This window comes from Rhizobium sp. Root149 (genome assembly GCF_001427345.1).
In the GTDB taxonomy this organism is placed as follows: Bacteria; Pseudomonadota; Alphaproteobacteria; order Rhizobiales; family Rhizobiaceae; genus Neorhizobium; species Neorhizobium rhizoryzae.
In genome coordinates this window covers 20495-44812 of the sequence record NZ_LMGD01000005.1, presented here as the reverse complement: position 1 = coordinate 44812, position 24318 = coordinate 20495, and the positions used below count along the sequence as shown (strand labels likewise).

The following is a 24318-nucleotide window of genomic DNA, read 5'->3' as shown; positions in this document are numbered from 1 at the left end:
AAGCAGAATGCGCATCTTCAGGATGCGCGTTCCTGATGCTGACGAGACCTACGGACAAAACTTCGTTTGAAGCACGGATGGAAAACCACATCCGCGGCGCGTGATCGGCTTTCAAACCGGCGTTAAGACCGGGCGAGGCCACTGGGGAACCGAATGGACTGGTTGAGCAAATTTCCGCAGATGGACGAGACATCCCTGCGTGACTTGAAGAAAGCAATCGATGAAGGCTTCCGCGCCTTCACACGCGCTTATGGCGGAGGGATAGAGGCATTTTTCGCTCCCCTCCAGCAGTTCCTGATCTGGGCCGAGCGACTGATGACGCAAACCCCTTGGCCGATCGTCATGATCGTAATCGGGGCAATCATATGGTTTGCCAGCCGAAGCATTCCTATCCTTGTGGGTTGCCTCGTAACATTGCTGCTGATCGGCTATTTCGGCATGTGGGAGGATACGATGAAAACCGTATCCATGATCCTGGTGTGCACGGCCCTTTCGATTGTTGTTGGCATCCCCATCGGCATTCTGATGGCGCGCTCAAACCGTGTTCAATCGATCATCAACCCAGTTCTGGATGTCATGCAGACCATGCCGAGCTTCGTATATCTTATTCCGGTGGTTATGCTGCTCGGTATCGGTAAAGTTCCCGGTCTGATTGCGGTGGTCATTTACGCCATTCCTCCGATGATCAGATTGACGAATCTTGGCATTCGACTGGTGGACCGCGATATCCTTGAGGCTGCAGATGCCTTTGGTTCCTCGGGCTGGCAGAAGCTGAAGAACGTCCAGCTGCCCCTGGCGCTTCCAACGATCATGGCAGGGATAAACCAGACAATCATGATGGCGCTTGCCATGGTCGTGATCGCATCGATGATCGGCGTACAAGGGTTGGGGCAGCCCGTTCTAAAAGCCATATCCAATCAGTATTTCACCCTTGGCATCTTCAACGGCCTGGCCATTGTCGGAATTGCAATCATCTTCGACAGAGTGAGCCAGGCTTTTGGAGCACGCTTGCAGAAGCACCGGGAGATCGCCCATGGCTGATCCGGAATTCGACGGAATTCACATCCGCAACCTTTATAAAATCTTCGGTGCTCACGCAGGGCAGTATATAGGAGCGGTTCAAGGCGGAATGACCAAGGCGGAACTCAACACCAGGCATGGGCACGTTCTAGGGTTGAGAGACATCAATCTTGCCATCCCCTCAGGCACCATCCAGGTCATCATGGGGCTTTCGGGGTCGGGCAAATCGACACTCATCCGCCATATCAATCGCCTGATCGACCCGACGGCCGGGGAGGTTCTGGTTGGCGGGGCCGATGTTTGCAAGATGGATGCCAAAGCCTTGCGCGCGTTTCGCAGGCACAAGACCGCGATGGTCTTCCAGAAATTTGCGCTATTTCCTCATCGCAACGTCCTGGAAAACACTCTTTACGGGCTCGAGGTACAGAATGTCTCGCGAGCCAAGTCGGTCGAAATCGCGATGCGCTGGATCGAGCGCGTTGGACTGAAGGGCTTTGAGAAGAAATATCCGAACCAACTCTCAGGCGGCATGCAGCAGCGGGTGGGGCTGGCCAGAGCGCTTTCCAATGATGCGCCTGTCTTGCTGATGGATGAAGCCTACTCGGCACTGGATCCGCTGATCCGCGTGGACATGCAGACAGTCCTCCTGGATCTTCAGAAGGAAATTCGCAAGACGATCGTCTTCATCACGCATGATCTCGATGAGGCTTTGCGACTTGGAGATCAGATCGCCATCTTGCGGGATGGCCAGATCATCCAGCAGGGGAGCAGTCAGGATATCGTTCTCCAACCGGCTGACGACTATGTCTCGAGTTTTGTCAAAGAAGTTAATCGCGGGCGCGTGATACGGGTCGATGCAATCATGCAGCCCTATGTTGGCCAGAGCCTGGCGAGCGGCTTTAACCTTCCTTGCGGTTCAAGCCTGGATCAGGCCATGCGGATCCTTGCTCTGGCACCGGACAAGGAACTCGTGGTGCTGGACCAGGACCGACCGATCGGCATCGTGACCTTGCCGGAAGTGGCCAATGCAATGATCGGAGCAGGACCACATTGAGGGGCTAGTGGTCCTTCAGCTTTGCTCGCAGGCTGCATTCTAATGTCTTGCCCGAGGATGAACCTGCTCGATCAAAGAAGTCGCGGTCGCCGTCCGAGAGATAGTCGGCTGCCCTTCATCGGCCTTGTGTGCATCCATCACGCATGTCTGGTCTCTTCGGGTCTTTTCATCGCTGGCTGTATCTGTGCCGCGAAAACCGCGCCGCCTGTTGTGTGGGACACTCGCCGCGTGGTGCGAACAAAGAGTTGTACTCCAGGCTCAGCCTCTAGCGCCGCAGTGGCGTGGGTGACTGCTGCCTCCGTCATGTCCAGTTCCTGGCCGACCCGCGCCAAAATTCTCCTCTCAGCGGCAAGAAGGAACGTCCGGAGACCCTTGCAATCGTTCATGGCGTTGGTTCGAATGTTGCAATTCAGACCCGAAGAGTATCGCAGTTCGCTGCGCCCTGCGCCCTGCAACTCGCAGGCAACAGTAGGTTCGCCGACCGCGGAAGTGGCTCGGGACTACGCGAGATCAGTTTTTCTCGCCATGCATGAGCGTTGAAGGGCGACAGACGCTCTCCAAGAATAGAGTGATGAAATCAGATCCACCATATGGATCACATATTACTAGTCATTTTAGGCGAAAGTCTCTTTTTTTGGGTTGTATTAGCGCTTTGTGCTTGGTATCACCGTATCGAGATTGAAACGCGATCCACATTGCGGACCGAGAATGTCGTTGAGGAGCGGCTTTCGGGACTTCTGGCGAGGATCGAACTGACAATCGCTATCGTTGCCCATGGGAAGGGAGGCCCGTCGACAATGACGACCAATGAGGTCCTTGTTCTGGATGGTGAGCTTCTGCATGAGGGAGCGTCATCGGGTTCCCCGCTGATGCGGCCGGTTGAATTCGTTGCAGCCATCCTGCTTGTCGTGATGATCGGCCTTCTGCTGCTCGGCGTGACCTCGCGCTACGCCCTGCATCTTCCGATCGTCTGGATCGACGAAGCGGCATCTTTCTGCTTCCTGTGGTTTGCCATGCTGGGTTCGGCGATTGCGATTGATCGCAACGAGCATTTGCGGCTCACACTCTTTCTGCGCATGGTGCCGGACAGGTTGACGGGCTATGTGACGGCTCTCGCGCTGGTGCTCGTGGCCACCTTCCTCGGCGCCATGCTGATGCCATCACTCGACTATGTCATGGAAGAGTGGGCCGTTACCTCCGCTGCCCTGAACCTGCCGATGAGTTTTCGCGCCTCCGCGCTGCCATTCGGCATTGTGCTGATGCTGGTTCTGGTGATCGCCAACCTCTTTCGCACGTCCAGCCTGAACCAGATCGTCCAAGCGGTCCTGACCGTGGCCGTCGTCGGATCCGGGCTCTGGCTGCTGTCGCCCGTCCTCGAGCAACTTGGCAATATCAACATCGCGATCTTCCTGTGCGGATTTGCAGCGCTCTTCCTCGTTCTCGGCGTTCCGATCGCCTTCTGCTTCGGGCTCGCAGCACTGTCCTTCCTGGTGTTCACCACCTGGGTGCCGCTGATCGTCATGGTCGGGCGCGTGGACGAAGGCATGTCCGGCATCATCCTGCTCTCGGTGCCGATCTTTGTTCTGCTCGGCTGCGTGCTGGATGCTACCGGCATGGGCAAGGCGATCGTGGACCTGTTGTCGACGATGTTCGGCCATGTCCGGGCCGGGATGTCCTGGGTGCTTCTGGGTTCGCTTTTTCTTGTGTCGGGCATTTCCGGCTCGAAGGTCTCGGACATGGCGACCGTTGCACCGGCCCTGTTTCCGGAGATGAAGCGACGCGGCCACAAGCCGAAGGAAATGATTGCGCTTCTGGCAACGGGCGCGGCCATGGCCGATACGGTGCCGCCCTCGATCGTTCTTATCGTGCTCGGCTCGGCAGCCGGTGTTTCGATTGCCGCGCTGTTCACCTCCGGCTTTGCCATTGCCATGGTTCTGTTGCTGGCGCTTGCGATTCTTGCCTGGGTGAAGGCGCGTCATGAAAACATGGATGGCGCGATGAAGGCCTCCTGGCCGATGGCGGGCAAGGCGGCGCTGGTTGCCGCGCCCGCGCTGGTGCTTCCCTTTCTCATCCGTTCGCTGGTGGGCGGCGGCGTGGCAACCGCAACCGAGGTTTCGACAATCGCGGTTCTCTACGCCATGGTGATCGGCGCCGTGCTCTATGGCGGGATCTCGCTGAAGACGCTCTACCGGATGCTGGTCGAGACCGCGGCGCTTTCCGGATCGATCCTGATCATCCTTGGAACCGCATCCGCCATGGCCTGGAGCCTGACCCAGACCGGCTTTGCCTTCCAGCTCAGCACCATGATCGCCGGACTGCCGGGTGGCTGGGTCACCTACATGATCGTCTCGATCCTGATCTTCATGCTGCTGGGCTGCGTGCTGGAAGGCCTGCCCGCCATCGTCCTTCTGGCACCGATCATGTTCCCGATCGCCAAGGCGGTCGGCATCAACGACGTGCATTATGCCATGGTCGTCGTCGTTGCCATGAATATCGGCCTGATGGCGCCGCCCATCGGCATCGGCTTCTACATCGCCTGCAAGATCGGCAACGTATCACCGGACGAGGCCATGGGTGCGATCTGGCCCTATCTCGCGGCCATGGTGATCGGCCTGCTCGTCATCGCCTTCGTGCCTGCACTATCGACCATCCTGCTCTGAGGAGGGCAGGAGGAACCATGTTTTCTTTGGGAGGAGAAACGAAAATGCTCATCAATCGACGCACTGTTCTGGCAGGTGCCGGATCCGTGGCACTGACCACAGCCTTTGTTTCCCGCGCACGGGCCGCGGAGTTCAATTACAAATATGCCAACAACCTTCCGGCGGCGCACCCGATGAATGTTCGGGCCAAGGAAGCGGCCGACCTGATTGCCAAGGATACGAATGGCCGCGTTGCCATCAACATCTTTCCAAGCAGCCAGCTGGGTGCCGACACCGACATGCTGAGCCAGGTGCGCTCCGGCGGCGTGGAATTCTTCACGCTCTCGCCGCTCATTCTCTCCACACTCGTTCCGAACGCCTCGATCAGCGGCATCGGCTTTGCCTTCCCCAACTATGACGCCGTCTGGAAGGCCATGGATGGCGACCTTGGCAAATATGTGCGCGGCGAGATTGCCAAGCAGAATCTTGTGGCCATGGATACGATCTGGGATAACGGCTTCCGCCAGATCACCAGCGCGACAAAGCCGATCAAGTCTCCGGCAGACCTGCAGAACTTCAAGATCCGCGTGCCTGTCAGCCCGCTCTGGACCTCGATGTTCAAGGCCTTCAAGTCGGCACCTGCCAGCATCAATTTCGCCGAAGTCTACACCGCCTTGCAGACCGGCGTCGTCGACGGCCAAGAAAACCCGCTGGCAATCATTTCGACGGCCAAGCTGTTCGAGGTGCAGAAGTTCTGCTCCGTGACCAACCATATGTGGGATGGCTTCTGGTTCCTCGCCAACAAGCGCGCCTGGGAACGCCTGCCGGAAGACCTGCGCGGGATCGTTGCCAAGCATCTGAACGAGGCGGGCAAGAAGGAGCGCGAAGACGTTGCCAAGCTGAACGCCTCCGTGAAGGACGATCTCGTGGCGAAGGGCATGACCTTCAACGATACCGATGCCAGCCTTTTCCGGGCTGCGCTGAAGGAAGCAGGCTTCTATTCCGAATGGAAGGCCAAATACGGCGACGAGGCCTGGGGCATTCTCGAAAAGGCCGTTGGTTCCAGCCTCGGCTGATTGCAACGACAGGGGGCAGGGCAATGGCTCTGCTCCCGCTTTCCCTTCGAACAATGGCGGAGCCCAATCGTGGCAGGCAGGCTTTCAGGAAAACGCGCAATCGTCTTCGGCGCAGGCTCGTCCGGTCCCGGTTACGGCAACGGCAAGGCCGCTGCGATGGAATATGCGCGCGAGGGAGCGCAGGTCGCCTGCATCGATCTGGTGCTGGATGCGGCCAACGAGACCCACCAGCTCATCGCACAGGAGGGCTTCGCTTCTATTGCGATTGCCGCAGACGTGACCCGGCAAGCCTCCGTCGAGCAGGCCGTCCGCCAGGCGGTGGACGCGTTTGGCGGCATCGACATCCTGCACAACAATGTCGGCGTGACCCATATGGGTGGGCCTGTGGAGCTTTCGGAAGAAAGCTTTCAGGCTTCGGTCGATCTGAATATCGGCTCCGTTTACCGCACGGCCAAGGCGGTTCTACCTATCATGGAGAAGCAGAAGGACGGCGCGATCATCAATATTTCCTCGCTCGCGGCCATCCGCTGGACCGGCTATCCCTATTTTGCCTATTACGCGATGAAGGCTGCGGTGAACCAGTCGACGGTTGCCATTGCCATGCAATATGCGAGGCGCGGTATCCGCGCCAATTGCATCATGCCCGGCATGATCGACACGCCGCTCATCTACAAGCAGATCAGCGGCCAATATGCGTCAGCGGAAGACATGGTGGCTGCCCGCAGCCGCTCCGTGCCCGTTGGTCGCATGGGCGATGCATTCGACATTGCGCGGGCGGCGGTCTTTCTTGCCTCCGACGAAGCCAGGTTCATCACCGGGGTCTGCCTGCCGGTGGATGGCGGCCAGAGCTGCGCCATGGGGGCGTTTTCCTGACCATGGCAACGACGATCCAGAAATCCGCACGGGACGAGGGGGAACTGAAGGGCGCCCAGGCGGTCGATCGTGCACTTACCCTTCTTTCGATGGTCGGCCGTCATGCCGAGCGCGGGGTGGGGCTGACGGATCTCGTGGTGCAGAGCGGGTCCAACAAGCCGACCGTGCGCCGCCTGCTGCTTGCCCTGATGCGCGCGGGCCTTGTCGAACAGGACGAGACCACGCGGCGATATTATCTTGGGGAAGAGGCCTATGTGCTGGGCACGCTCTCTTCCCGTCGCTTCGGTTTGCTGCAGATGGCGCAGGACGGGCTGCGGCGCATTTCACGGCGAACGGAGGATTCAAGCTTTCTCTCCGTCCGGCGCGACACGTTCTCGCTCTGCCTCTATCGCGAGGAGGGCACATGGCCCGTGCGCACCCATGCCCTGCAGGCGGGGTTCGAGCACCCGCTCGGCATCGGTGCCGGATCGCTTGCCATGCTGGCTGCGCTGCCGGACCGGGAGATAGACCAGATTCTGGCCGCCAATGCCGAGATCATTGCCGACAAGTATCCGATGATTGCAAAAGACCAGCTACGGGACGGCGTGGAACAGACGCGGGCAAACGGCTACTCGCTCAATCCGGGCCTCATTCTTGCCAATTCATGGGGCGTTGGCGTGGCGATCCGCAACCCGGACGGAAGCATTGCCGGCGCACTCAGCATTGCCGCCATCGACAGTCGCATGCGCCCTGAGCGGCAACCGGAACTGGCCGCCATCTTGCGCGAAGAAGTAGGGCGCATCGAAACCCGCATCGGCGAGATGATGGCCAGCCGTTCGCCATCGCGCGCAGAGCCCGATCAACGAAGACAGGCCAGGAGAGCAACGTCATGAGCAAGGCACAGATCGTCGGATGGGCTCATTCGCCTTTCGGAAAATCCCCGCTGGAAAACACGGAGCAATTGATGGCCTCGGTCGTTGCACCGGCTCTCGAGCATTCCGGCATCGGAGCGGCAGATATCGACGGCATCTTCGTCGGGGTTATGAACAACGGCTTTTCGAAACAGGATTTCCAGGCGGCTCTTGTTGCCATGGGCGATGAGCGACTGACCTATACACCTGCCGTTCGCTTCGAAAATGCCTGCGCCACGGGGTCGGCGGCCCTCTACAGCGCCATGGACTTCATCGAGGCGGGGAGGGGGCGGATCGCACTCGTCGTCGGCGCCGAGAAGATGACCGCACTGCCGACGGCAGAGGTGGGGGATATTCTGCTCTCGGCCTGCTACCGTGCCGAAGAGGGCGACATTCCGGGCGGGTTTGCGGGGCAGTTCGGGCGCATAGCGCAGGCCTATTTCCAGCGCTATGGCGATTGCTCGGAAGAGCTTGCGATGATTGCGGCCAAGAACCACGAAAATGGCGTTTCCAATCCCTATGCGCATATGCGCAAGGATTTCGGCTTCGACTTCTGCAACACGGTTTCCGAGAAAAACCCCTATGTGGCCGCCCCGCTTCGGCGCACCGATTGCTCGCTGATCTCCGACGGCGCGGCGGCTCTTGTGCTGGCGGACGAGGAGACAGCCGCAACCCTCTCGCGCGCCATCGGCTTTCGCGGACGCAAGCATGTGAACGATGTGCTGGCGCTCAGCCGCCGTGATCCGCTTGCCTTCGAAGGGGCGCGACGTGCCTGGGCGGGCGCCCTGGAGCTTGCCGGGGCAAGCCTTGACGATCTTTCATTTGTCGAGACGCATGACTGCTTCACCATTGCCGAACTCATCGAATACGAAGCCATGGGGCTCGCCAGACCGGGCGAGGGGAGGCACGTGGTGCGCGAAGGCCTGACTGCCAAATCCGGACGGCTGCCCGTCAATCCATCCGGCGGATTGAAGGCCAAAGGCCACCCGATCGGCGCAACCGGTGTTTCCATGCATGTGATGGCCGCCATGCAGCTTTCCGGCGAGGCAGGCGACATGCAGGTGAAGACGTCAGGGCTTGGCGGCGTGTTCAACATGGGAGGGACTGCCGTAGCCAATTACGTTTCCATCATGGAGCGGGTGCGATGACGAGGAGCGATCAGGCTGCTCCGCTGGGAGGCGTTTCTCCCGCAACGACGCGCGTCATGAACCTCGCGCATTTCCTGACGCAGTCTGCCCGACGCTTGCCCAACGCGATCGGCTTCGTCTGGGGTGAGCGGCAATGGACCTGGTCCGAGCTTGAGGCACGGGTCGATGCCATGGCCGATGCGCTGGTCTCGCGCTTTGGCGTGCGAAAGGGGGACCGCATCCTCGTCCAGTCTTCGAACAACAACCAGATGTTCGAGTCGATGTTTGCCTGCTTTCGCATCGGGGCCGTCTGGGTGCCGACCAATTTTCGCCAGTCACCGGACGAAGTCGCCTTTCTGGCGCAGGCGAGCGGGGCGAGGGGTATGATCTGCCATGCGGCGTTTCCTGCGCATGCTGAAGCCTGCCAGCAAGCCGCACAACTGGACTTCGTGATTGCGATCGGCTCTGCCGGTTTCGGTCCCGACTACGACGTCATCGTGGAAGAGCATCTGGGGAAAAAAGCAGAGAGCCCGCCGATTTTCCGCGATGATCCCTGCTGGTTCTTCTTCACCTCCGGCACGACGGGGCGCCCGAAAGCAGCCGTTCTGACCCATGGCCAGATGGCCTTCGTGATCACGAACCATCTTTGTGATCTGATGCCCGGAACCGGACCCTCCGATGCCTCCATCGTGGTTGCGCCGCTGTCGCACGGGGCAGGGGTTCACCAGCTTGTTCAGGTGGCGCACGGGGTGAAGACAATTCTGCCGGCCGCCGAAAAGCTGGACGTTGCGGCAATCTGGCAGCTGGTGGAGCGATGGAAGGTATCCAACCTGTTCACCGTTCCCACCATCCTGAAGATGCTGATCGAGGATCCGTCGGTGGACCGCTTCGACCATTCCTCGCTTCGCTATGTCATCTATGCAGGCGCACCGATGTATCGCACTGACCAGAAGCGGGCGCTGGCAAAGCTCGGACCGGTTCTGGTGCAATATTTCGGCCTCGGCGAAGTGACCGGTGCGATCACCGTTCTTCCGCCCCACCTTCATTCGCCAGAAGACGGCCCAGAGGCCCGGATCGGCACCTGTGGCTATGATCGCACCGGGATGCAGGTCGAGATCCAGGACGAGGCGGGTCGTGAAGTCGAGGCGGGCACGACGGGCGAGATCTGCGTCATCGGACCGGCCGTCTTTGCGGGCTATTACAACAATCCGGATGCGAACGCGAAAGCGTTTCGCAATGGCTGGTTCCGGACCGGCGATCTGGGCCACCGGGATGCGGACGGCTTCATCTACATCACGGGCCGCGCCTCCGACATGTATATTTCCGGCGGCTCAAACATCTATCCGCGCGAGATCGAGGAGAAGATCCTTGCGCATCCGGATATCAGCGAGACGGCCGTGCTGGGCGTTCCGGATCCCGTTTGGGGCGAAGTCGGCATTGCCGTTTGCGTGACGCGGGAGGGCGTCGCAGCCAGTAGCATCGATCTCAGGGCTTTCCTTGAGGACAGGATTGCCCGCTACAAGCTGCCGAAGGCGGTCATCTTCTGGGAGGCGATGCCGAAATCGGCCTATGGCAAGATCACCAAGAAGATGATCCGGGAGGAACTGGAACGGCGTGGCGAATTGCCGGTGTTTGGCGAGACGGAAAACGCCTGAGGCGTCGTCGCAGGGCAGGAGAGGATGTGCAATGGGAATGAAACAATCCGTAGCGATAACCGGCGGAGCATCCGGCATCGGCCTTGCGACCGCCCGCCTGCTGCACGATCGCGGCTGGCACGTCTGGCTTCTCGACCTTCAGGCAGAGGCGCTCTCCAGCGCCTGCCGTGCATTGGAACTTCCCGAAACGCGGGGGCTGGTCTGCGATGTTTCCGATGAAGCGTCCGTCGACAGGGCCATGCAGGAGATCCTGTCTGCATCGCCACAGCTTGGTGCACTCGTCAACTGTGCGGGGACCGGTGCCGACAAGCTGGCGGTCGACACAAGCGTCGCGGAATTTCGCCGCATCCTCGACATCAATCTCATCGGCAGCTTCGCCGTTGCCCGCGCTGCAGCCAGACACTGGCTGGAGAACGGAACACGAGGCGCAATTGTCAATGTATCGTCCGTCTCCGGCCTTTGCGGAAACCGGGGCAGAACCGCCTATGGGGCCTCCAAAGGGGGCGTGAACCTGATGACGCTGGTGATGGCCAACGAGCTTGGCCATGCCGGCATCCGGGTGAACGCCGTGGCACCCGGCCCCATCGATACGCCCTTGACCCGCAAGGTGCATACGCAAAACGTTCGGAACCAGTGGTCACACCGTGTGCCGATGGAACGCTACGGCACCTCCGAGGAGGTTGCGAGCGCTATTGCCTTCCTCATCTCGGACGAGGCCAGCTATGTGAATGGCCAGATCCTGGCGGTGGATGGCGGCTTCGTGACGGCGGGCCTTGCAGTATGACAGACATTGAGGAACCGGCACTGCCGCGCCATATCGTTCATCCCGGCCCCGCCACGACTGAGCGGGTTCGCGCTGTCGAGTGTCTGGCTTGGCCGGTACGGATTACGCTGAAAACAGGGTGCACCATCAACGAGGCCATTGCCCAGGGCTTTGCGGAGCAGGGCCTCGAAGGCGGCTATGTTCGCCTGTCGCAGGTTCCCATGCGATCCCTCAATTATGTGATGCCCGCAGCAGCGCCGGACGAGAGCCATGCCGCCTGGTACAGCGAAACCTATGTCATGCCGGGAGGCGTTATCCTCGATGCCGCACTCCACGCAGGACGGCGGGAGGAGAAACCCTTCCTGCATTGCCATGGCGCATGGCAAGAACCAGAGGGGCGCATCGAGATGGGGCATCTGCTGCCGTTCGAGGCCGAAGTCCTTGAGGAGACAATCGTCGACGCCATTGCCATCAGCGGAGCGCTTTTTGTGACCCGGCACGACACAGAGACCAATTTTCCGCTGTTCAACCCGGAGAAACGCCCTGACGCGGTGACGACCGAACCGTCAGCCTCGCGCGCGATATTGGTGACCGTGCGCCCCAATACCGATCTTTGCAGGGCCGTGGAGGAAATCTGCAGAGCCTTCGACATCCGGGATGCACAGGTTCATGGGCTCGGCAGCCTTGTCGGGGCCGATTATGAAGATGGAACGTCGCTGACGGCACATGCAAGCGAGCTCTACATACGAAATGGCACTGTGACACAGCAGAATGGCAGCTGCCACGCTGCCCTCGATATCGCGATGGTGGACCTGACCGGTCGCCATAGCCATGGGCTCCTCAAGCGCGGCCTTAACCCTGTTTGCGTTACAGCGGAAATCCTGATCGTGGAGAGCAAGCACGCGGCTTGACGGATTGTCTGAGGAGCGGTTGCACTTGGATATGGAATCTGCCCCCAGCAATCAAACCAGCGTTGTTGGAGCCATCCGATTTCCATCGTGGGCAGGCCCCACGATCGCACGCAAAAATGTAAAACATTTTTGCGTATCCTGCCACTCTAAATACATCCCAAATAAATACTAATAAATAACCTTCCTATGTTGTAGGTTCTTCATATAATATACCGCTACCACATTTTTTAGGTTTTGCATTAATTAGTGAAAATGTTCCTCGGACAAGACGCTACAATACAGCACATCTGTCGATCACTACAGCGCGGCCATACCGTAGTGCACTACAATACTGCCCTACAGTCGCGTTGTAGCGTAGCGACCCACCATAAGATTGTATCGGTGCGGTTGAATGCCGCCTTCGCCAAAAGGCTTCCAACGCCTCAGATGTACGAAAGACCCCGCTTGCTGCTGACGGCTTCGATTATATTATTTTCGATACCCCGGGCATGGGAACTCGCAACATCAAACGAACCTTCGGCTCTCCGCGCTTGAACGGCGGCTGAATGCCAGCGTCCTTCGCAACCGCCTCGAGCGATTGTCATGACAGGCAGACCAAGAAGTCCTCAGTGCCTCTATCAGACAGGAAACTGTCAGCGCCAACAGCATGTCGTCCCAGATCGGGCTCGGGCCAGGGCCTCGTGCAGGTGGTGAAGCGATTGCCCTGATCGGCTGACCCGGATAGATCGTCGGCCCACTCGGTGCCATAGGCCTCGCGAAGTGCGTCACCGGAACTCCCATCGCGGGCGACCATACCGGTCTTGGACAAACCGTTGGCGCTGCCACCAACCAGGGGCAGTACTGTCCACCGGGTTCATCGGTTCGCGGGCGACGTTCTCGACCATCGAGCGCATAGCGCCGTTGTCGTTGGCCGCTTCGTGCAGGAGAACTTCGATTTCCTCGAGACCCGCAGCTATGGCTGCCTGCACACGCCGGTGACCTGCCTGGATCACATAGCCGTTTCCGCCATCGACCTGTGGCGAGACCACCGGTGGCTGGATGATGCCGACAGCCTTTACCGTGGCGAGAAGCAGCGCGTCAGCCTGAGCCGACGATTTCGACTGGCGCGCATCGTCGGCATTTTCGTTCAGCGCGCGCGGATCGACCTTGATAATGTGCATGAGATAGCTCCTGTCCAGTTACGAAACGGCATGACTGCCGCTCCTTTCCGTCTCCATTCCTTTGCGAGACACTTTCCGGACCGCGGACCGGGCGGGCCGGCGCAACTGCGGCCGAGCAGCCCTGCTCCGAACGCCAAACGGGGCTTAAAGCCCTGCGAAGGGCGAGGGGCCGGGATGAGGAGGTGGCGGTTGAGCGTTAGCGGCGGCGGACTGAACGAGCTGCGACCCGGGTTCTTTTTCTTTGCTCTTCCCCTTCCTCTTTGACTGTCCATCTCATTTTTCATCCCCTGAGCGATACGACACGCTTTTATCGCTCAGGATCATGCGCTATTTTGGGCTATAAATAAGGGCTTTTCGCCTATGGCGTGGAATTGGGAACTTGAGGGATGGCCGGAGTTCGAATGGAATCCGGAGTGTCTACGATCGAAGGAGCAGGCCTTCGTTGAGAATGCAGGTATCGTCGTGGGCGCAATGCGCCATCTCGGCCAGGATGATCGCGCGGAGCTCGTGATCGAACTCCTGAGCGCCGATGCATTGAGCACATCCGCAATCGAGGGGGAAGTCCTTGATCGTGACAGCGTGCAATCCTCGCTGCGTCGACAGCTTGGAATGTCAGACGCTGCGTTCCGCAGCAGACCGGCGGAAGCCGGTATCGCAGAAATGATGGCCGATCTCTACCGTCATCCCTTTGAGGCCATCACCCAAGAGCGGCTCTTCGAGTGGCATCGGATGGTGATGAACGGGCGCCGCGACATTGCAGATATTGGATGCTATCGCCGTCACAGCGAGCCGATGCAGATCGTGTCCGGCGCCTTCGGTCGCCAGCGAGTGCATTTCGAGGCGCCCCCACCAGAGCGTTTGAAGGGCGAAATGGACCGGCTTATCGAATGGCTCGAAGAGACGTCGCCCAGAGGAAAGCGCCCGCTTGGTGCACTGGCGCGCGCCGGCATAGCCCACCTGTGGTTTGAAAGCGTCCATCCATTCGAGGATGGCAATGGTCGTATCGGCCGCGCCATCGCCGAAAGTGCACTGGCCCAGGCGATCTCCACGCCGACCTTCAGTGCCCTATCAAAATCGCTGCTCAAGCACCGCAAGGACTATTACGCCCGGCTGGAGGCGGCGAGCCGGACACTTGCGATCGACGAATGGCTTTCCTGGTTCGCGGACAGGGCGCTCGAAGCGCAGAAATCCGCGGACGATCTGGTGCGCTTCCTGATCGAGAAGACGAGGTTCATGGACGGTCTGCGCGGAGCACTGAATGAGCGACAGGAGAAGGTGCTGCTGCGCATGCTGGCCGAAGGCCCTGATGGTTTTACCGGCGGCTTAAGCGCCGGCAACTACGCCACGATTACCGGAGCACCGCCTTCAACGGTTACCCGCGACCTTTTCGATCTGGTTGAGAAAGGCGCGCTGCTGCGCACGGGCGAACGCAAGGCAACGCGCTACAGGCTGAACATGGTCACCGATCAATAGGCGGTCCCGTTCGGTCCAGCGCCGTTCCCTGCTCGGGTGAGGCGGCCTGCGTTGTCGCCTCATGGTCCTCGCGGACAGCTTCATGGAGTTCCTCCTCGACCTCTCGCAGTTGCCGTTTCTTCTCCTTGAGTTCATCGGCAAATGCAAAAGCGCCTCCTTGCCTTGACCGGCACGAGGCGAGCCGTCGATGCGCCTCCTCAAGACGTCGGCGGAAGCGCTGCTGCTCCTCTTCAAACCCGCCGAGCGCGTGTCCGAGACGGGAGATGGCGCCGAGCGGCGTGACAGTGACGGCAAGATCGACCTCTTGGGTCGCGCCTGTGCGCTGAAGCAAGGTCTGGTAGTGAAACCCCTCCTTGCCAATCCGTTCGCCCTCGAAGACGAGATCGAAGCCACCGATACTCGCCAGATGAACCTCGCCTTGGCTCTGGAGCTGCACAAGCTTCAGGATTTCTTTCATGACGGCGCGGCCCGCTTGCCTTCGCTCCGCATAGGTCTGGCCGAGCGCCGTCATCGTGAAGGCATCGCCAAGGGTCGGAACAAGGCGCTTGATGTCCACTGCCGGCATGACGAGACGCAGGTCAATCGCTGCATGGCGACCGTTGGTGATCACCGATAAGAGGATATCATCCCCGGGCTTTGCAGGCCCCTCGCGTTCTTCTATCGCCTTGATCCGGGCTTCGAGGAGCTGCTGGTAGGTCTTGAACATCGGCGTCGGAGCCGCGGTCATGATCTGTCGACGTCCGGTCGAAATGTCCGGCACCCGTACATACTCCCGCAGATCCGAGGGCATTACGACATCCGCAAAACTCCGGAACATTGCGATCAACTCGGGCACGTTCACGAACGAGGCAAACCGGCTGACCGGTTTGCATTTTCCCGAGGGTTGAATTTCGAGTTCAGTGACGGTGTCGCGCGGTGAGGACTACCCTCTCACAGCGAGGCGAGCCAGTTTGCAATATCGTCGCTGTCGGTCACGTCCGCATATTTTTGATGCATGTCGTAGAGGTTTGCGTCATGCGGAGCCTTGGCACGGTCACCGCAGCAATCGGCAGGCACCAGCACGTTGAAACCGCTTTGGACTGCATCGACGACGGTTGCGCGGACACAGCCAGACGTCGTGGCACCGGTAACAACAAGCGTATCGACGCAAGCTCCGGTCAAGAGTGCTGCGAGCTGTGTGCCATGGAAGGCGGAGGCGCCCTTCTTCTCGATGACAGGATCGCCGGCCTGCATACCGGTTGCTGCGTCGATCTCGACAAGCCGGCTGCCCTTCAAAAGGGCAGCCATGCCGGTTGCCTTGCGCAGCCAGGGCAGGTGCGCGATCTCGCCTTCATGATAGGCGATGGTCGTGTAGACCACCGGATAGCCCTTGGAGCGAGCCAGATCGGTCAAGCGACGTGTTGCAGCGATCGGCGCGTCCATGTCGGCGGCTGTCGGATAGGTCGTGTCGGTAAATCCGTAGGTAAAGTCGACTACCACCACGGCCGGCCGCTTGCCGCGCGGCACGGCCTCTCCAAATCCGGCGGCCTTGTAGGTTTCGTCCTGCTTCGTCATCAGGATAGCCCCTTTGCTTTCGACGTCACCCGCGCGCCATCTGGATTTCTTTCACCACGATGTCGCCATCGATGACGATAGCCTCGTCGTCGAGGAACAGCGAGCAGCCGCGCATCGGAATGTCCAGATGGCAGGCGGTATCATTGGGGCCGCCGAGCTCGTTGTTTGGTCCTGTGGAGAACATCACGTTGCCGTAAAAGCTGCGCGGCTCCATGCCCATTCCGCCAGGGAATGCGCCAGGCACAAGATTGTGCCACTTCGCATGTGGGTTCATGCCCCAGCCGACATGGCTCATGCCCATGCCGCGCGGATCGTTGAACGCCTCCATGTAGGACTTGACCAATTCGGCATCGAGGCCGCCGCGGATATCCGTCACCCAGCCCTTTTCGATCGTGTAGATGATCGGCTCTCGCACATAAATGTTCTGCGGCAACAGGATGTCGCCTGTCGCCACGACGATCTGTCCGTCAACGCCATCATCGTCGCCACCGGTGAAGACGAAGCCCGACGGCCAGTGATCCCAGCGGCCCGGCTCGTCCGTGCAGGCATATTCCGTTACCGTCGGGTAGGTGTTCAGCTTATAGGTGACATCCGTGCCCTGCGGCGAGGTGATACGCATGACTTTGGCCTTGGCGAGCATTTCGCCGGCGATCTCGACCTTTTCGCGGATTTCCTTGGTCGGCAACATGCGTGCGAGCAGTTCCGGCGGCTCGACGGCCGTCAGGATACGGGTACCCGCCGCCTGGATGGCCATCTGCTCCGGAGAAAATAGCAGGAAAATGCAGTCGATCAGCATGTCGCAGGCCTTCAGTGCCTCCACGGCGTCAGGCATGGCGGCAAGGCCGGTCACGCCGACATTCCATCCGCCGACCGGCAGCGGTGCGGGAAGACGCATGTGGTACATGCTGGCACCCAGACGCTGACCCGCCGCCATGAAGGCATCGGCATAATCCAGCCGCTCATTGCCCTGCGTCAGCACGATCAGTTTTTCACCTTCGTGCACGCCGGACATCTTCAGCTGGTGAAGGCAGATTTCCGTAAAGCTCGCGTGATCCATGTTGCGTTTCCCCTTAGTGTTGATCCGCCACCGGGCGGAAATCCATGACTGCGGCCAGGAAACCCTCAAGATCGTCCCAGGGGATCATGTGCCCGGCCTTTTCGACGATGCGAACATCGATCGATGGCGCCAATGTCTGTATTTCGGTGATGTCGTCTGCGCCGATGACTGCAGCGCCACCAGCCACGACGAGGCGCATTGGAAGCGCCAGATGTGGCAGGTCCGCATGAATGTCGTCCGTATGAAAGCCGTCATAGGCGATGCGGACGGCATCCAGCTGGCAGGTATGCAGCCATTCGGCGCGAAGCGCCGTCTGTTCGTCCGTCCACGTCGGACAGAAACGCTTCATGTCCTCGCCCGAACAGCCCTTTTGCGCCATCAGGATGGAATCTTCATACCAGTTCCAGGCCGAAGGATAGGCACGACGGCCGGGACCGGACACCGGAGGATCGACCATCACGAGACCGGCAAAGCTTTCCGGTGACATGTGCGCAGCGCGGATGGCTGTTCGCGCTCCCATTGAATGTCCGAGCACGATCGGCTTGCCAAGGCCCGCCGCCTTTACCAGAGCGACGGCATCCTTCGCCATGGCATCCAGCGAATAGTCGAGCGGGCCGGCCTCGCTCAGGCCGCGACCGCGCACATCCAGAACATGAACATCGAACTTTTCCGCAAGCCGCTCCGCGACAAAGCCCCAGGTCAACGCCGGCGAGGTGATGCCTGGAATGAGGAGGAGCGTCGGGCCGTTACCGGCAAAATGCAGGAGATGCTGGCGGATGCCGTTTGCGTGGACGTTGTAGCCTGTGGACATGGTGCGGATCCTCAATAGACGCCGGAGAGCAGCGTTCCACCGCCCGGCACGCGCGTTTCAAGCTTCAGTGCGCGCAGCATCTGCCAGGTCGTGGCGATGGCGGCGGTCAGGACCGGTTTGCCGGTGATGGCCTCCGCCATGGGGACTGCAGGAAGCGATGGCATCTGCACACAGGCCGACAGCACGACCGCATCCACATCATCCGTCTTCATGCCCCTGACGATATCAGGCAGGTTCATCGGGTCGTGGGCACCGACAGCAAGGTTGTCGGAGATCTCCAGGGCGCGCCAATCGCTGACCTCGATCCCCTCGTTGCGGATGTAGTTCACAACCAGTTCGGTCAGCGGCTTCATGTAGGGCGCCACAAGTGCAATCCGTTTTGCTCCGACGGCCTTGGGCCCTTCCACGAGAGCGCCCGCGGACGTCACCACCGGGGCGGGATGGCCGTTGCCGGCAGAGACGCCCTGCAGCCGTGTCTGGCTTTGACAGTGATAGCCAAGTCCCATGGCCATGATGGCGACCAAACAGGCATAACCCATGACATCGACGCGCGCATCGGAGAGCTCAAGGGCACAACGATCGCTGTCGCCATCCATGGCAGCCAGCTCTTCCTTGGTCACATGCTTCATGCGCATGCGCGCCGAGTGGAAAGTGAACCTCTCCGGCGCGATCGCTTCACGCGCCCGCAGCAGTGCCGGGATCTCAGTTTCCATCGTCGTGTTGGAGCTCGGGACAATCTGTCCGATACGATAAGTCTTCATGCGGCACTCCATCGCAAGCCTTCCTTGCAAGCATGAATCGAGGTTAATTATTCATTTGAAGAATTACAAGCCCATATTTTTGCCGTGACGTAACTTTGGGCAAGGCAGCAATTGGACACGGTTGGAAGGCGCGTACCCTACAGGCGGGCGCGGGCGAAAAGGCGCAAGCAATTGAGAGGAAAGTGAAAAAAATCAGGTGGGAGCGCTAAGCCCGGCGGACAGGAAACGCACCAGATGGTCCAGCATCGCGTCCTTGCTGAAAGCGGTCAGGTGACCATCGGTCAGGTCGCCGATGCGCCCAAGATCGTTCAACATGAACAGATAGGCGCCGACGAGAAATGCCATGCGGACGCTGATCACATCTCGCGGCACATCGGGCAGAGCCTCGGAGAGCGTTGCGATATACCGCTTCAGCGAGGCATCATAAACCTCCCGCCGCAGCCGCAAGGCATGTTCTTCCGGCTCCGCATGCAGCCGCGCCTGCATGGCGACGAAGGCCGCACCGTTCGGACCGGAATATTTCATGTCCCATTGCGGCTTCAGATAGGCATAGACGATATCTTCAACGGCCGGACTTTTTTTCATCTCCAACAGTCGGTCGAGGTTGACGTGCCGGTGGCCGGCAATGAGGCTGCCGCGCCGCTTGAAGCATTCGTCGAACAGATCGGCTTTCGAGCCAAAATAATAGCGGATGAGCCCCTGGTTCACCTCGGCGCGTGCAGCGATATCCCTGAGATTGGCGCCCTGAAAACCGAATTCCGCGAAAGCCAGTTCGGCATGATCAAGGATCTTGTCGCGCAGGTCGGGACCATTGGCGTTCACGGCATCACGCGCCGGCCGGCCGGGACTGCGCCTCTCGCCTTTCACAATGCTCCGATCGCTGCTCACGGAATTCCTTTCATCATGCATGTTAATATTATTCGCTTGAACAATTACGTTAGCTTTTTCAACAGCGCAACAAGCAGATCCTGTTCGGCTGCATCCAGTGGTGCGAGCGTGGCAGCAGAGACGGAGCGCATCAAGGGAACATGGTTCTCCATCACGGCTCGTCCCGCCGCCGTGATGGAGAGTGTATGGCGGCGGCGGTCGTCATCATCGGATGTCTTTTCGATCAGGCCGCGTGCCACAAGCCGCGCGACGACGCCCTTGGTGGTGGCCGCATCCATGCCCACCAGCCTGCCAAGCGCATTTTGCGAGACGGGCGCCCGTTCATGCATCAGCCTGTACAGCATCGAAAACTGCACCGGCGTGATATCGCCCGGCGTCTTTGCCGCATAGATTGCGATGTGCCGCTGATAGGCGAGGCGCAGCAGGAAGCCGACCTGATCCTCCAGCACATAATGGGGTTCGCCGGCCTGCATCATCACTCCCGCATGTTCTCGCCATTCCATTTGCAAGTGCCCGAGCCGAGGCGGCCGGTCAAGCAGGAAGCGGCCTCCCGGCCAGGGGGACGCATTTCTGCGTCGATTGTCTGCCCGTGCCTTCAGGGTGCAGTGCAAAAATTCATTTGCATACAAACAAATTTTGTGATGACATTTATCAAAAGCTTCCGACAGAGAAGCTAACTCCGAGGGTAACATGACTGCCGAATGCCGTTTGCATGTCAACGGCTCGTGCTATGCGCTGCCATGTCCGGGCGATCGGACATTGCTGGACGTTCTGCGAGCCGATCTGGGTCTGAAGGGCCCGAAATACGGGTGTGGCCTGGCCCAGTGCGGGGCCTGCACTGTTCTGATCGACGGCAGGCCGGCGCGTGCCTGCGTCTTGCGGGCCGAACGGGCGGCCGGCCCTGACATCACCACGCTTGAGGGTCTGGCAGATCCGGAGACCGGCGTGTTGTCGGCGGTCCAGCAGGGTTTTCTGGAGTGCGAAGGTGCGCAGTGCGGCTATTGCCTGAACGGTATGATCATGACGGCAACCGCCTTGCTCGCGGACAATCCGAACCCGTCGCGGGACGACATTCGGGCAGCACTTCGCCACAATCTCTGTCGTTGCGGCACGCATCTTGAAATCATTGCGTCAGTGGAACGCGCAGCAACCCTGATACGGGAGGCGCGACCCCATGAATGATGTCGCCATCCGCGCTGCACTGACCATTTACGAAGAACGCCCTGCCGGTTCCGCCATCTATCTTCGTGTCTTTCACGACGGAACGGCCACGGGCTACAACGGCCATGTCGACCTGGGCACTGGCATCGGGACCGCTCTGGCGCAGATCGTGGCCGAAGAACTCGACCTGCCGCTTGCCTCCGTCCGCATCGAGCTGGGTCATACGGCCACCACGCCCGATCAGGGACCAACCATCGCCTCCGAAACAATTCAGATCGCGGCCATCCCGCTTCGGTTGGCCGGTGCGCAGGCTAAAGCCTTTCTCGCAGCACAGGCAGCTCTGCGGTTGAATGCTCCGCCTGCCGACATCGAACTGCGGGATGGTGTTGCTCGTTGGCAGGATCACACCTGTACCTACGCTGATCTACTCGAGGGCAAATCAGTCATGCTGCTCCTAGACAGAGACAGCACCGTCAAACATCCCTCGGAATACCGGATTGTCGGGCGAAAGACCAGTAGACGCGACCTTCCCGCCAAGTTGCGCGGCACGCATCGCTATATCCACGATGTCGATGTGGCCGGTATGGTGCATGGCCATGTCATCCGCCCACCCTATGCCGGTCGCGACAGCGGCGCGTTTATCGGTCAAAGCCTGATCGGTTATGATGAAGATGCCGTGTGTGCGATGGCGGGCTTTATCGCCGTCGTCCGGCACGGCGATTTTCTAGGTGTGGTTGCCGAACGGGCCGATCAGGCCGAGGCGATTGCCGAAGCTCTGCCGGTTCGGTGGCATTCGCCACCATCGATCGATGACATGGAAAACCTGCGCGACACGCTGAAAGCGCAACCCTCCACCCCGCGCACGCTCGACAGGTCCGGCAATTTTACGCGCGGGATCGCTGAATGCGACGTTACTCGCACACGGACCTATATCTGGCCCTATCATGAGCACGGATCAATCGGCCCGTCCTGCGCTGTTGCGGATTGGAACGACGTGAACCCGGTTGTGTGGTCGGGAACGCAGAACCCGCATATGCTGCGCGGCGATCTGGGCGTTCTGGTGGACCTGCCGGCGGAGCAGATCGAGATCCGTCGCTACCAGGCGGCCGGCTGCTATGGTCGCAACTGCGCCGATGACGTGTGCGGCGACGCCCTGTTGCTGTCACGGGCCGTCGGTCATCCTGTTCGCGTGCAACTGACCCGCGCCCAGGAACATCTCTGGGAGCCCAAAGGGGCAGCTCGATTGATGGAGGTTCAGGGTGGGCTGAAGTCCCGCAACCTCCACGCCTATGCCATCGACACCTGGTATCCATCCAACCGGGGCCCGAACCTCGCGCTGCTGTTGACCGGCCGCATCTCGCCGGAGCCGCGGCCATCCGATATGGGCGACCGGACGATCAATCCGCCCTACCGTGTGCCGCACAAGGATATCGTGGTTCACGACATGGCGCCGATCGTGCGTGCCGCCTGGATGCGCGGCGTGTCGGCGCTTCCCAATACCTTCGCGCATGAAAGCTTTGTCGATGAAATGGCCTATGAGGCGGGTGAAGACCCGGTCGCCTTCCGGCTCAGGCACCTGGATAATCCGCGCGAAGCCGATCTCGTGCGCCGAACCGCAGAGCAGGCCGGCTGGACGCCGCATGCCGGCCCGCGTCTTGTCCGGGACGGGCGGATGGCCTTCGGCCAGGGCTTCGCCTTTGCCACCTATGTACATGGCACCTTCCCCGGCACGGCGGCCGCTTCCGCTGCCTGGGTGGTCGACGTCGCCGTCGACACGGAAACCGGTGAAGTCACTCTGACGCGCATCTTCATCGGGCAGGATCAGGGCCTCGTCATCAATCCGGGCGGCGTGCGCCAGCAGATCCATGGCAATGCGATCCAGACCGTCAGCCGGATCATGGTAGAGGATGTCAGCTTCAGCGAGATCGCGCCCACTGCGCAAAGCTGGGCGGCCTATCCAATCCAGACCTTTCCGGCCGTGCCGGACATCCAGACCATGCTGATTGCCCGGCCCGAAGATCCGCCGCTCGGCGTGGGCGAGAGCGCTGCCGTTCCCAGCGCCGCCGCCATCGCCAACGCCATCTTCGATGCAACGGGCGTACGCATGATTGAGGTGCCGTTTACGCCGGAAAAGGTGCGCGCGGCGCTTGCGGCACATGGCATTTCCAGCCCTCAGGCCTTGCAGCATGCGTCATCCGTGCCGAAGTCCGGCAAGACCTGGCGTAAACGTCTCGCCGTGCTCGGAGCGACCGTTGGCGGCGTGCTGGCGGTCGGGGCCGTCGCCCTGCCACTGCATCGGCCGATCGCTCCTTCATCGCCGCCGTCGCCCGGCACCTTCTCCGAAGCAACGCTGGAGCGGGGCCGCCAAGTCTTTGCGCTCGGCAACTGCGCGAGTTGCCACACAGCGGACGGCGGGCTTGCCAATACGGGCGGACGGGCGGTGGAGACACCTTTCGGCACGGTCTACTCCACCAATATCACGCCCGATCCCGAAACCGGCCTTGGCCGCTGGAGCTTTGAAGCTTTCGAACGTGCCATGCGGCAGGGTATCAGCCGGGACGGGCACAACCTCTATCCAGCTTTCCCCTATACGTCCTTTGCCCGGATAGACGCGAACGACATGTTGTCGCTCTACGCCTATCTGCAGACGTTGACGCCGGTACGGCAGGAGACGCCGAACGCACAGATCGTGGCGCCGGCAAACCTTCGCCCGGCGCTTTCCCTTTGGAACGCGCTCTACCAGGATAAAGGCCCGTTCGTGCCAGTAGCGGGAGAGAGCGATCTCTGGAATCGCGGCAAATATCTGGTCCAAGCCGCAGGCCATTGTTCCGCCTGCCATGCGCCGCGCAATCTGGCGGGAGCGGAAAAGCCGCAAATGCTGGGAGCGATGATCAAGGGCTGGTATGCCCCGCCGCTGGAGGGGCCGGAAGCGGCAGGTCGCGGCTGGACGGAAGAGACACTGTTTGCCTATCTCAGGCATGGCCATTCCGATCTTGCTGCAGCCTCCGGTCCGATGGCCGAGGTGGCATCGAGCCTAGTGGCGGTGCCGGACAACGATATCCGCGCCATGGCAACCTATCTCGCTTCACTGCCGGCATCCACACAGCCGAACCCTGGCGCCGCAGCAACAAGGCCGGAGATTGCTCCGTCCCGCGCAAGCCGGATCTATGAAAGCGCCTGTGCCGTCTGCCACCAACCCGCTGTTGCAGGAACATTCACCGCGGCGCTGGTTCCGCTGGAACGTTCTGCGGTTCTTCGGGCACCCGTGCCGGATGCTCTTGAAACACTGCTGGACGAAGGACTGCGCGCGCCTACCAATCTGAAGCTGCGCGACATGCCGTCCTTCCGCAACGAACTCACCGCATCCGACCGCGAAGCCCTGGCATCCTATCTGCGTCAGCGCTTCGCACCCGATCTGCCGCCCTGGTAGCCAAGGGGCGGCGGT

General features: G+C 60.4%; 19 protein-coding genes and 3 pseudogenes. 13 read left to right on the top strand and 9 right to left on the bottom strand.

Features of this window, described 5'->3' with window-relative positions; translation table 11 throughout:
* The first annotated feature begins 153 nt into the window (after positions 1–153).
* Together ASD54_RS05725 and ASD54_RS05720 are read left to right on the top strand one after the other, a co-directional pair.
* On the top strand, positions 154–1041 hold the full coding sequence (locus tag ASD54_RS05725; protein WP_062553661.1) for a proline/glycine betaine ABC transporter permease: 888 nt from the start codon (positions 154–156) through the stop codon (positions 1039–1041).
* The gene (locus ASD54_RS05720) at positions 1034–2074 is read left to right on the top strand and encodes a glycine betaine/L-proline ABC transporter ATP-binding protein (RefSeq protein ID WP_062553660.1); all 1041 of its coding nucleotides are present in this window, start codon (positions 1034–1036) and stop codon (positions 2072–2074) included. The genes ASD54_RS05725 and ASD54_RS05720 overlap by 8 nt, the downstream gene beginning before the upstream one ends.
* Before the next feature lie 96 nt (positions 2075–2170).
* Here ASD54_RS05720 and ASD54_RS05715 read toward each other — a convergent pair.
* Positions 2171–2460, bottom strand: a pseudogene (locus ASD54_RS05715) (LysR family transcriptional regulator); the annotation flags it as partial.
* Positions 2461–2871: 411 nt separating this feature from the next.
* On the opposite strand from ASD54_RS05715, the gene ASD54_RS05710 reads away from it, so the two are divergent.
* The 8 genes from ASD54_RS05710 to ASD54_RS05675 all read left to right on the top strand — a co-directional run bounded on the left by ASD54_RS05710 (position 2872) and on the right by ASD54_RS05675 (position 12008).
* Complete coding sequence (locus ASD54_RS05710) at positions 2872–4734, top strand: TRAP transporter large permease subunit (protein ID WP_062553683.1); 1863 nt, start codon at positions 2872–2874, stop codon at positions 4732–4734.
* 44 nt (positions 4735–4778) lie between these two features.
* Positions 4779–5789 carry a TRAP transporter substrate-binding protein gene (locus ASD54_RS05705; protein WP_062553658.1) on the top strand — a complete coding sequence of 337 codons (1011 nt, stop codon included), beginning with the start codon at positions 4779–4781 and terminating at the stop codon, positions 5787–5789.
* A gap of 69 nt (positions 5790–5858) precedes the next feature.
* The gene (locus ASD54_RS05700; protein ID WP_062553657.1) at positions 5859–6662 is read left to right on the top strand and encodes a glucose 1-dehydrogenase; all 804 of its coding nucleotides are present in this window, start codon (positions 5859–5861) and stop codon (positions 6660–6662) included.
* A gap of 2 nt (positions 6663–6664) precedes the next feature.
* The gene (locus tag ASD54_RS05695; RefSeq protein ID WP_062553656.1) at positions 6665–7534 is read left to right on the top strand and encodes an IclR family transcriptional regulator; all 870 of its coding nucleotides are present in this window, start codon (positions 6665–6667) and stop codon (positions 7532–7534) included.
* Positions 7531–8700 (top strand): acetyl-CoA acetyltransferase, encoded by a 1170-nt coding sequence (locus ASD54_RS05690; protein ID WP_062553655.1) that lies wholly within the window; start codon positions 7531–7533, stop codon positions 8698–8700. Before ASD54_RS05695 ends, ASD54_RS05690 begins: the two co-directional genes overlap by 4 nt.
* Positions 8697–10334, top strand: a complete 1638-nt coding sequence (locus ASD54_RS05685; RefSeq protein WP_062553654.1) for an acyl-CoA synthetase — start codon at positions 8697–8699, stop codon at positions 10332–10334. Before ASD54_RS05690 ends, ASD54_RS05685 begins: the two co-directional genes overlap by 4 nt.
* Before the next feature lie 31 nt (positions 10335–10365).
* A complete protein-coding gene (locus ASD54_RS05680; protein WP_062553653.1) occupies positions 10366–11118 on the top strand; it encodes an SDR family NAD(P)-dependent oxidoreductase in 753 nt (250 codons plus the stop codon).
* On the top strand, positions 11115–12008 hold the full coding sequence (locus tag ASD54_RS05675; protein ID WP_062553652.1) for a DUF296 domain-containing protein: 894 nt from the start codon (positions 11115–11117) through the stop codon (positions 12006–12008). Before ASD54_RS05680 ends, ASD54_RS05675 begins: the two co-directional genes overlap by 4 nt.
* 685 nt (positions 12009–12693) lie before the next feature.
* On the opposite strand, the pseudogene ASD54_RS05670 reads toward ASD54_RS05675, so the two are convergent.
* A pseudogene (locus tag ASD54_RS05670) lies at positions 12694–13168 on the bottom strand (ParB N-terminal domain-containing protein); the annotation flags it as partial.
* A gap of 360 nt (positions 13169–13528) precedes the next feature.
* Between ASD54_RS05670 and ASD54_RS05665 the strand changes: the two are divergent.
* A complete protein-coding gene (locus ASD54_RS05665; RefSeq protein ID WP_062553650.1) occupies positions 13529–14641 on the top strand; it encodes a Fic family protein in 1113 nt (370 codons plus the stop codon).
* Here the strand turns inward: ASD54_RS05665 and ASD54_RS05660 are convergent.
* The 7 genes and pseudogenes from ASD54_RS05660 to ASD54_RS05630 all read right to left on the bottom strand — a co-directional run.
* A pseudogene (locus ASD54_RS05660) lies at positions 14628–15551 on the bottom strand (hypothetical protein); the annotation flags it as partial. The gene ASD54_RS05665 and the pseudogene ASD54_RS05660 overlap by 14 nt on opposite strands.
* A 20-nt stretch (positions 15552–15571) precedes the next feature.
* Entirely contained in the window at positions 15572–16195 is a 624-nt protein-coding gene (locus tag ASD54_RS05655; RefSeq protein ID WP_062553648.1) for an isochorismatase family protein, read from the bottom strand.
* A 25-nt stretch (positions 16196–16220) separates the two neighbouring features.
* Positions 16221–17252 carry a hypothetical protein gene (locus ASD54_RS05650; RefSeq protein WP_062553647.1) on the bottom strand — a complete coding sequence of 344 codons (1032 nt, stop codon included), beginning with the start codon at positions 17250–17252 and terminating at the stop codon, positions 16221–16223.
* 13 nt (positions 17253–17265) lie between these two features.
* Positions 17266–18063 (bottom strand): alpha/beta hydrolase, encoded by a 798-nt coding sequence (locus ASD54_RS05645; protein WP_062553646.1) that lies wholly within the window; start codon positions 18061–18063, stop codon positions 17266–17268.
* Positions 18064–18074: 11 nt separating this feature from the next.
* Positions 18075–18776 carry an Asp/Glu racemase gene (locus ASD54_RS05640; RefSeq protein ID WP_156379094.1) on the bottom strand — a complete coding sequence of 234 codons (702 nt, stop codon included), beginning with the start codon at positions 18774–18776 and terminating at the stop codon, positions 18075–18077.
* A 240-nt stretch (positions 18777–19016) separates the two neighbouring features.
* Positions 19017–19712 (bottom strand): TetR/AcrR family transcriptional regulator, encoded by a 696-nt coding sequence (locus ASD54_RS05635; protein WP_244484691.1) that lies wholly within the window; start codon positions 19710–19712, stop codon positions 19017–19019.
* Between the two features lie 44 nt (positions 19713–19756).
* Positions 19757–20185, bottom strand: a complete 429-nt coding sequence (locus ASD54_RS05630) for a MarR family winged helix-turn-helix transcriptional regulator (RefSeq protein ID WP_200958451.1) — start codon at positions 20183–20185, stop codon at positions 19757–19759.
* A gap of 217 nt (positions 20186–20402) precedes the next feature.
* On the opposite strand from ASD54_RS05630, the gene ASD54_RS05625 reads away from it, so the two are divergent.
* Together ASD54_RS05625 and ASD54_RS05620 are read left to right on the top strand one after the other, a co-directional pair.
* A complete protein-coding gene (locus ASD54_RS05625; RefSeq protein WP_062553643.1) occupies positions 20403–20894 on the top strand; it encodes a (2Fe-2S)-binding protein in 492 nt (163 codons plus the stop codon).
* Positions 20887–24303 carry a molybdopterin cofactor-binding domain-containing protein gene (locus ASD54_RS05620; protein ID WP_062553642.1) on the top strand — a complete coding sequence of 1139 codons (3417 nt, stop codon included), beginning with the start codon at positions 20887–20889 and terminating at the stop codon, positions 24301–24303. Before ASD54_RS05625 ends, ASD54_RS05620 begins: the two co-directional genes overlap by 8 nt.
* Positions 24304–24318: the final 15 nt, after the last annotated feature.

Excerpts from the sequence above, each read along its gene's own strand:
- ASD54_RS05725 (WP_062553661.1), top strand. The coding sequence starts at position 154 with ATGGACTGGTTGAGCAAATTTCCGCAGATGGACGAGACATCCCTGCGT.
- ASD54_RS05720 (WP_062553660.1), top strand. The coding sequence starts at position 1,034 with ATGGCTGATCCGGAATTCGACGGAATTCACATCCGCAACCTTTATAAA.
- ASD54_RS05710 (WP_062553683.1), top strand. The coding sequence starts at position 2,872 with ATGACGACCAATGAGGTCCTTGTTCTGGATGGTGAGCTTCTGCATGAG.
- ASD54_RS05705 (WP_062553658.1), top strand. The coding sequence starts at position 4,779 with ATGCTCATCAATCGACGCACTGTTCTGGCAGGTGCCGGATCCGTGGCA.
- ASD54_RS05695 (WP_062553656.1), top strand. The coding sequence starts at position 6,665 with ATGGCAACGACGATCCAGAAATCCGCACGGGACGAGGGGGAACTGAAG.
- ASD54_RS05690 (WP_062553655.1), top strand. The coding sequence starts at position 7,531 with ATGAGCAAGGCACAGATCGTCGGATGGGCTCATTCGCCTTTCGGAAAA.
- ASD54_RS05685 (WP_062553654.1), top strand. The coding sequence starts at position 8,697 with ATGACGAGGAGCGATCAGGCTGCTCCGCTGGGAGGCGTTTCTCCCGCA.
- ASD54_RS05680 (WP_062553653.1), top strand. The coding sequence starts at position 10,366 with ATGGGAATGAAACAATCCGTAGCGATAACCGGCGGAGCATCCGGCATC.
- ASD54_RS05675 (WP_062553652.1), top strand. The coding sequence starts at position 11,115 with ATGACAGACATTGAGGAACCGGCACTGCCGCGCCATATCGTTCATCCC.
- ASD54_RS05665 (WP_062553650.1), top strand. The coding sequence starts at position 13,529 with ATGGCGTGGAATTGGGAACTTGAGGGATGGCCGGAGTTCGAATGGAAT.
- ASD54_RS05655 (WP_062553648.1), bottom strand. The coding sequence starts at position 16,195 with ATGACGAAGCAGGACGAAACCTACAAGGCCGCCGGATTTGGAGAGGCC.
- ASD54_RS05650 (WP_062553647.1), bottom strand. The coding sequence starts at position 17,252 with ATGGATCACGCGAGCTTTACGGAAATCTGCCTTCACCAGCTGAAGATG.
- ASD54_RS05645 (WP_062553646.1), bottom strand. The coding sequence starts at position 18,063 with ATGTCCACAGGCTACAACGTCCACGCAAACGGCATCCGCCAGCATCTC.
- ASD54_RS05640 (WP_156379094.1), bottom strand. The coding sequence starts at position 18,776 with ATGGAAACTGAGATCCCGGCACTGCTGCGGGCGCGTGAAGCGATCGCG.
- ASD54_RS05630 (WP_200958451.1), bottom strand. The coding sequence starts at position 20,185 with ATGCAGGCCGGCGAACCCCATTATGTGCTGGAGGATCAGGTCGGCTTC.
- ASD54_RS05625 (WP_062553643.1), top strand. The coding sequence starts at position 20,403 with ATGACTGCCGAATGCCGTTTGCATGTCAACGGCTCGTGCTATGCGCTG.
- ASD54_RS05620 (WP_062553642.1), top strand. The coding sequence starts at position 20,887 with ATGAATGATGTCGCCATCCGCGCTGCACTGACCATTTACGAAGAACGC.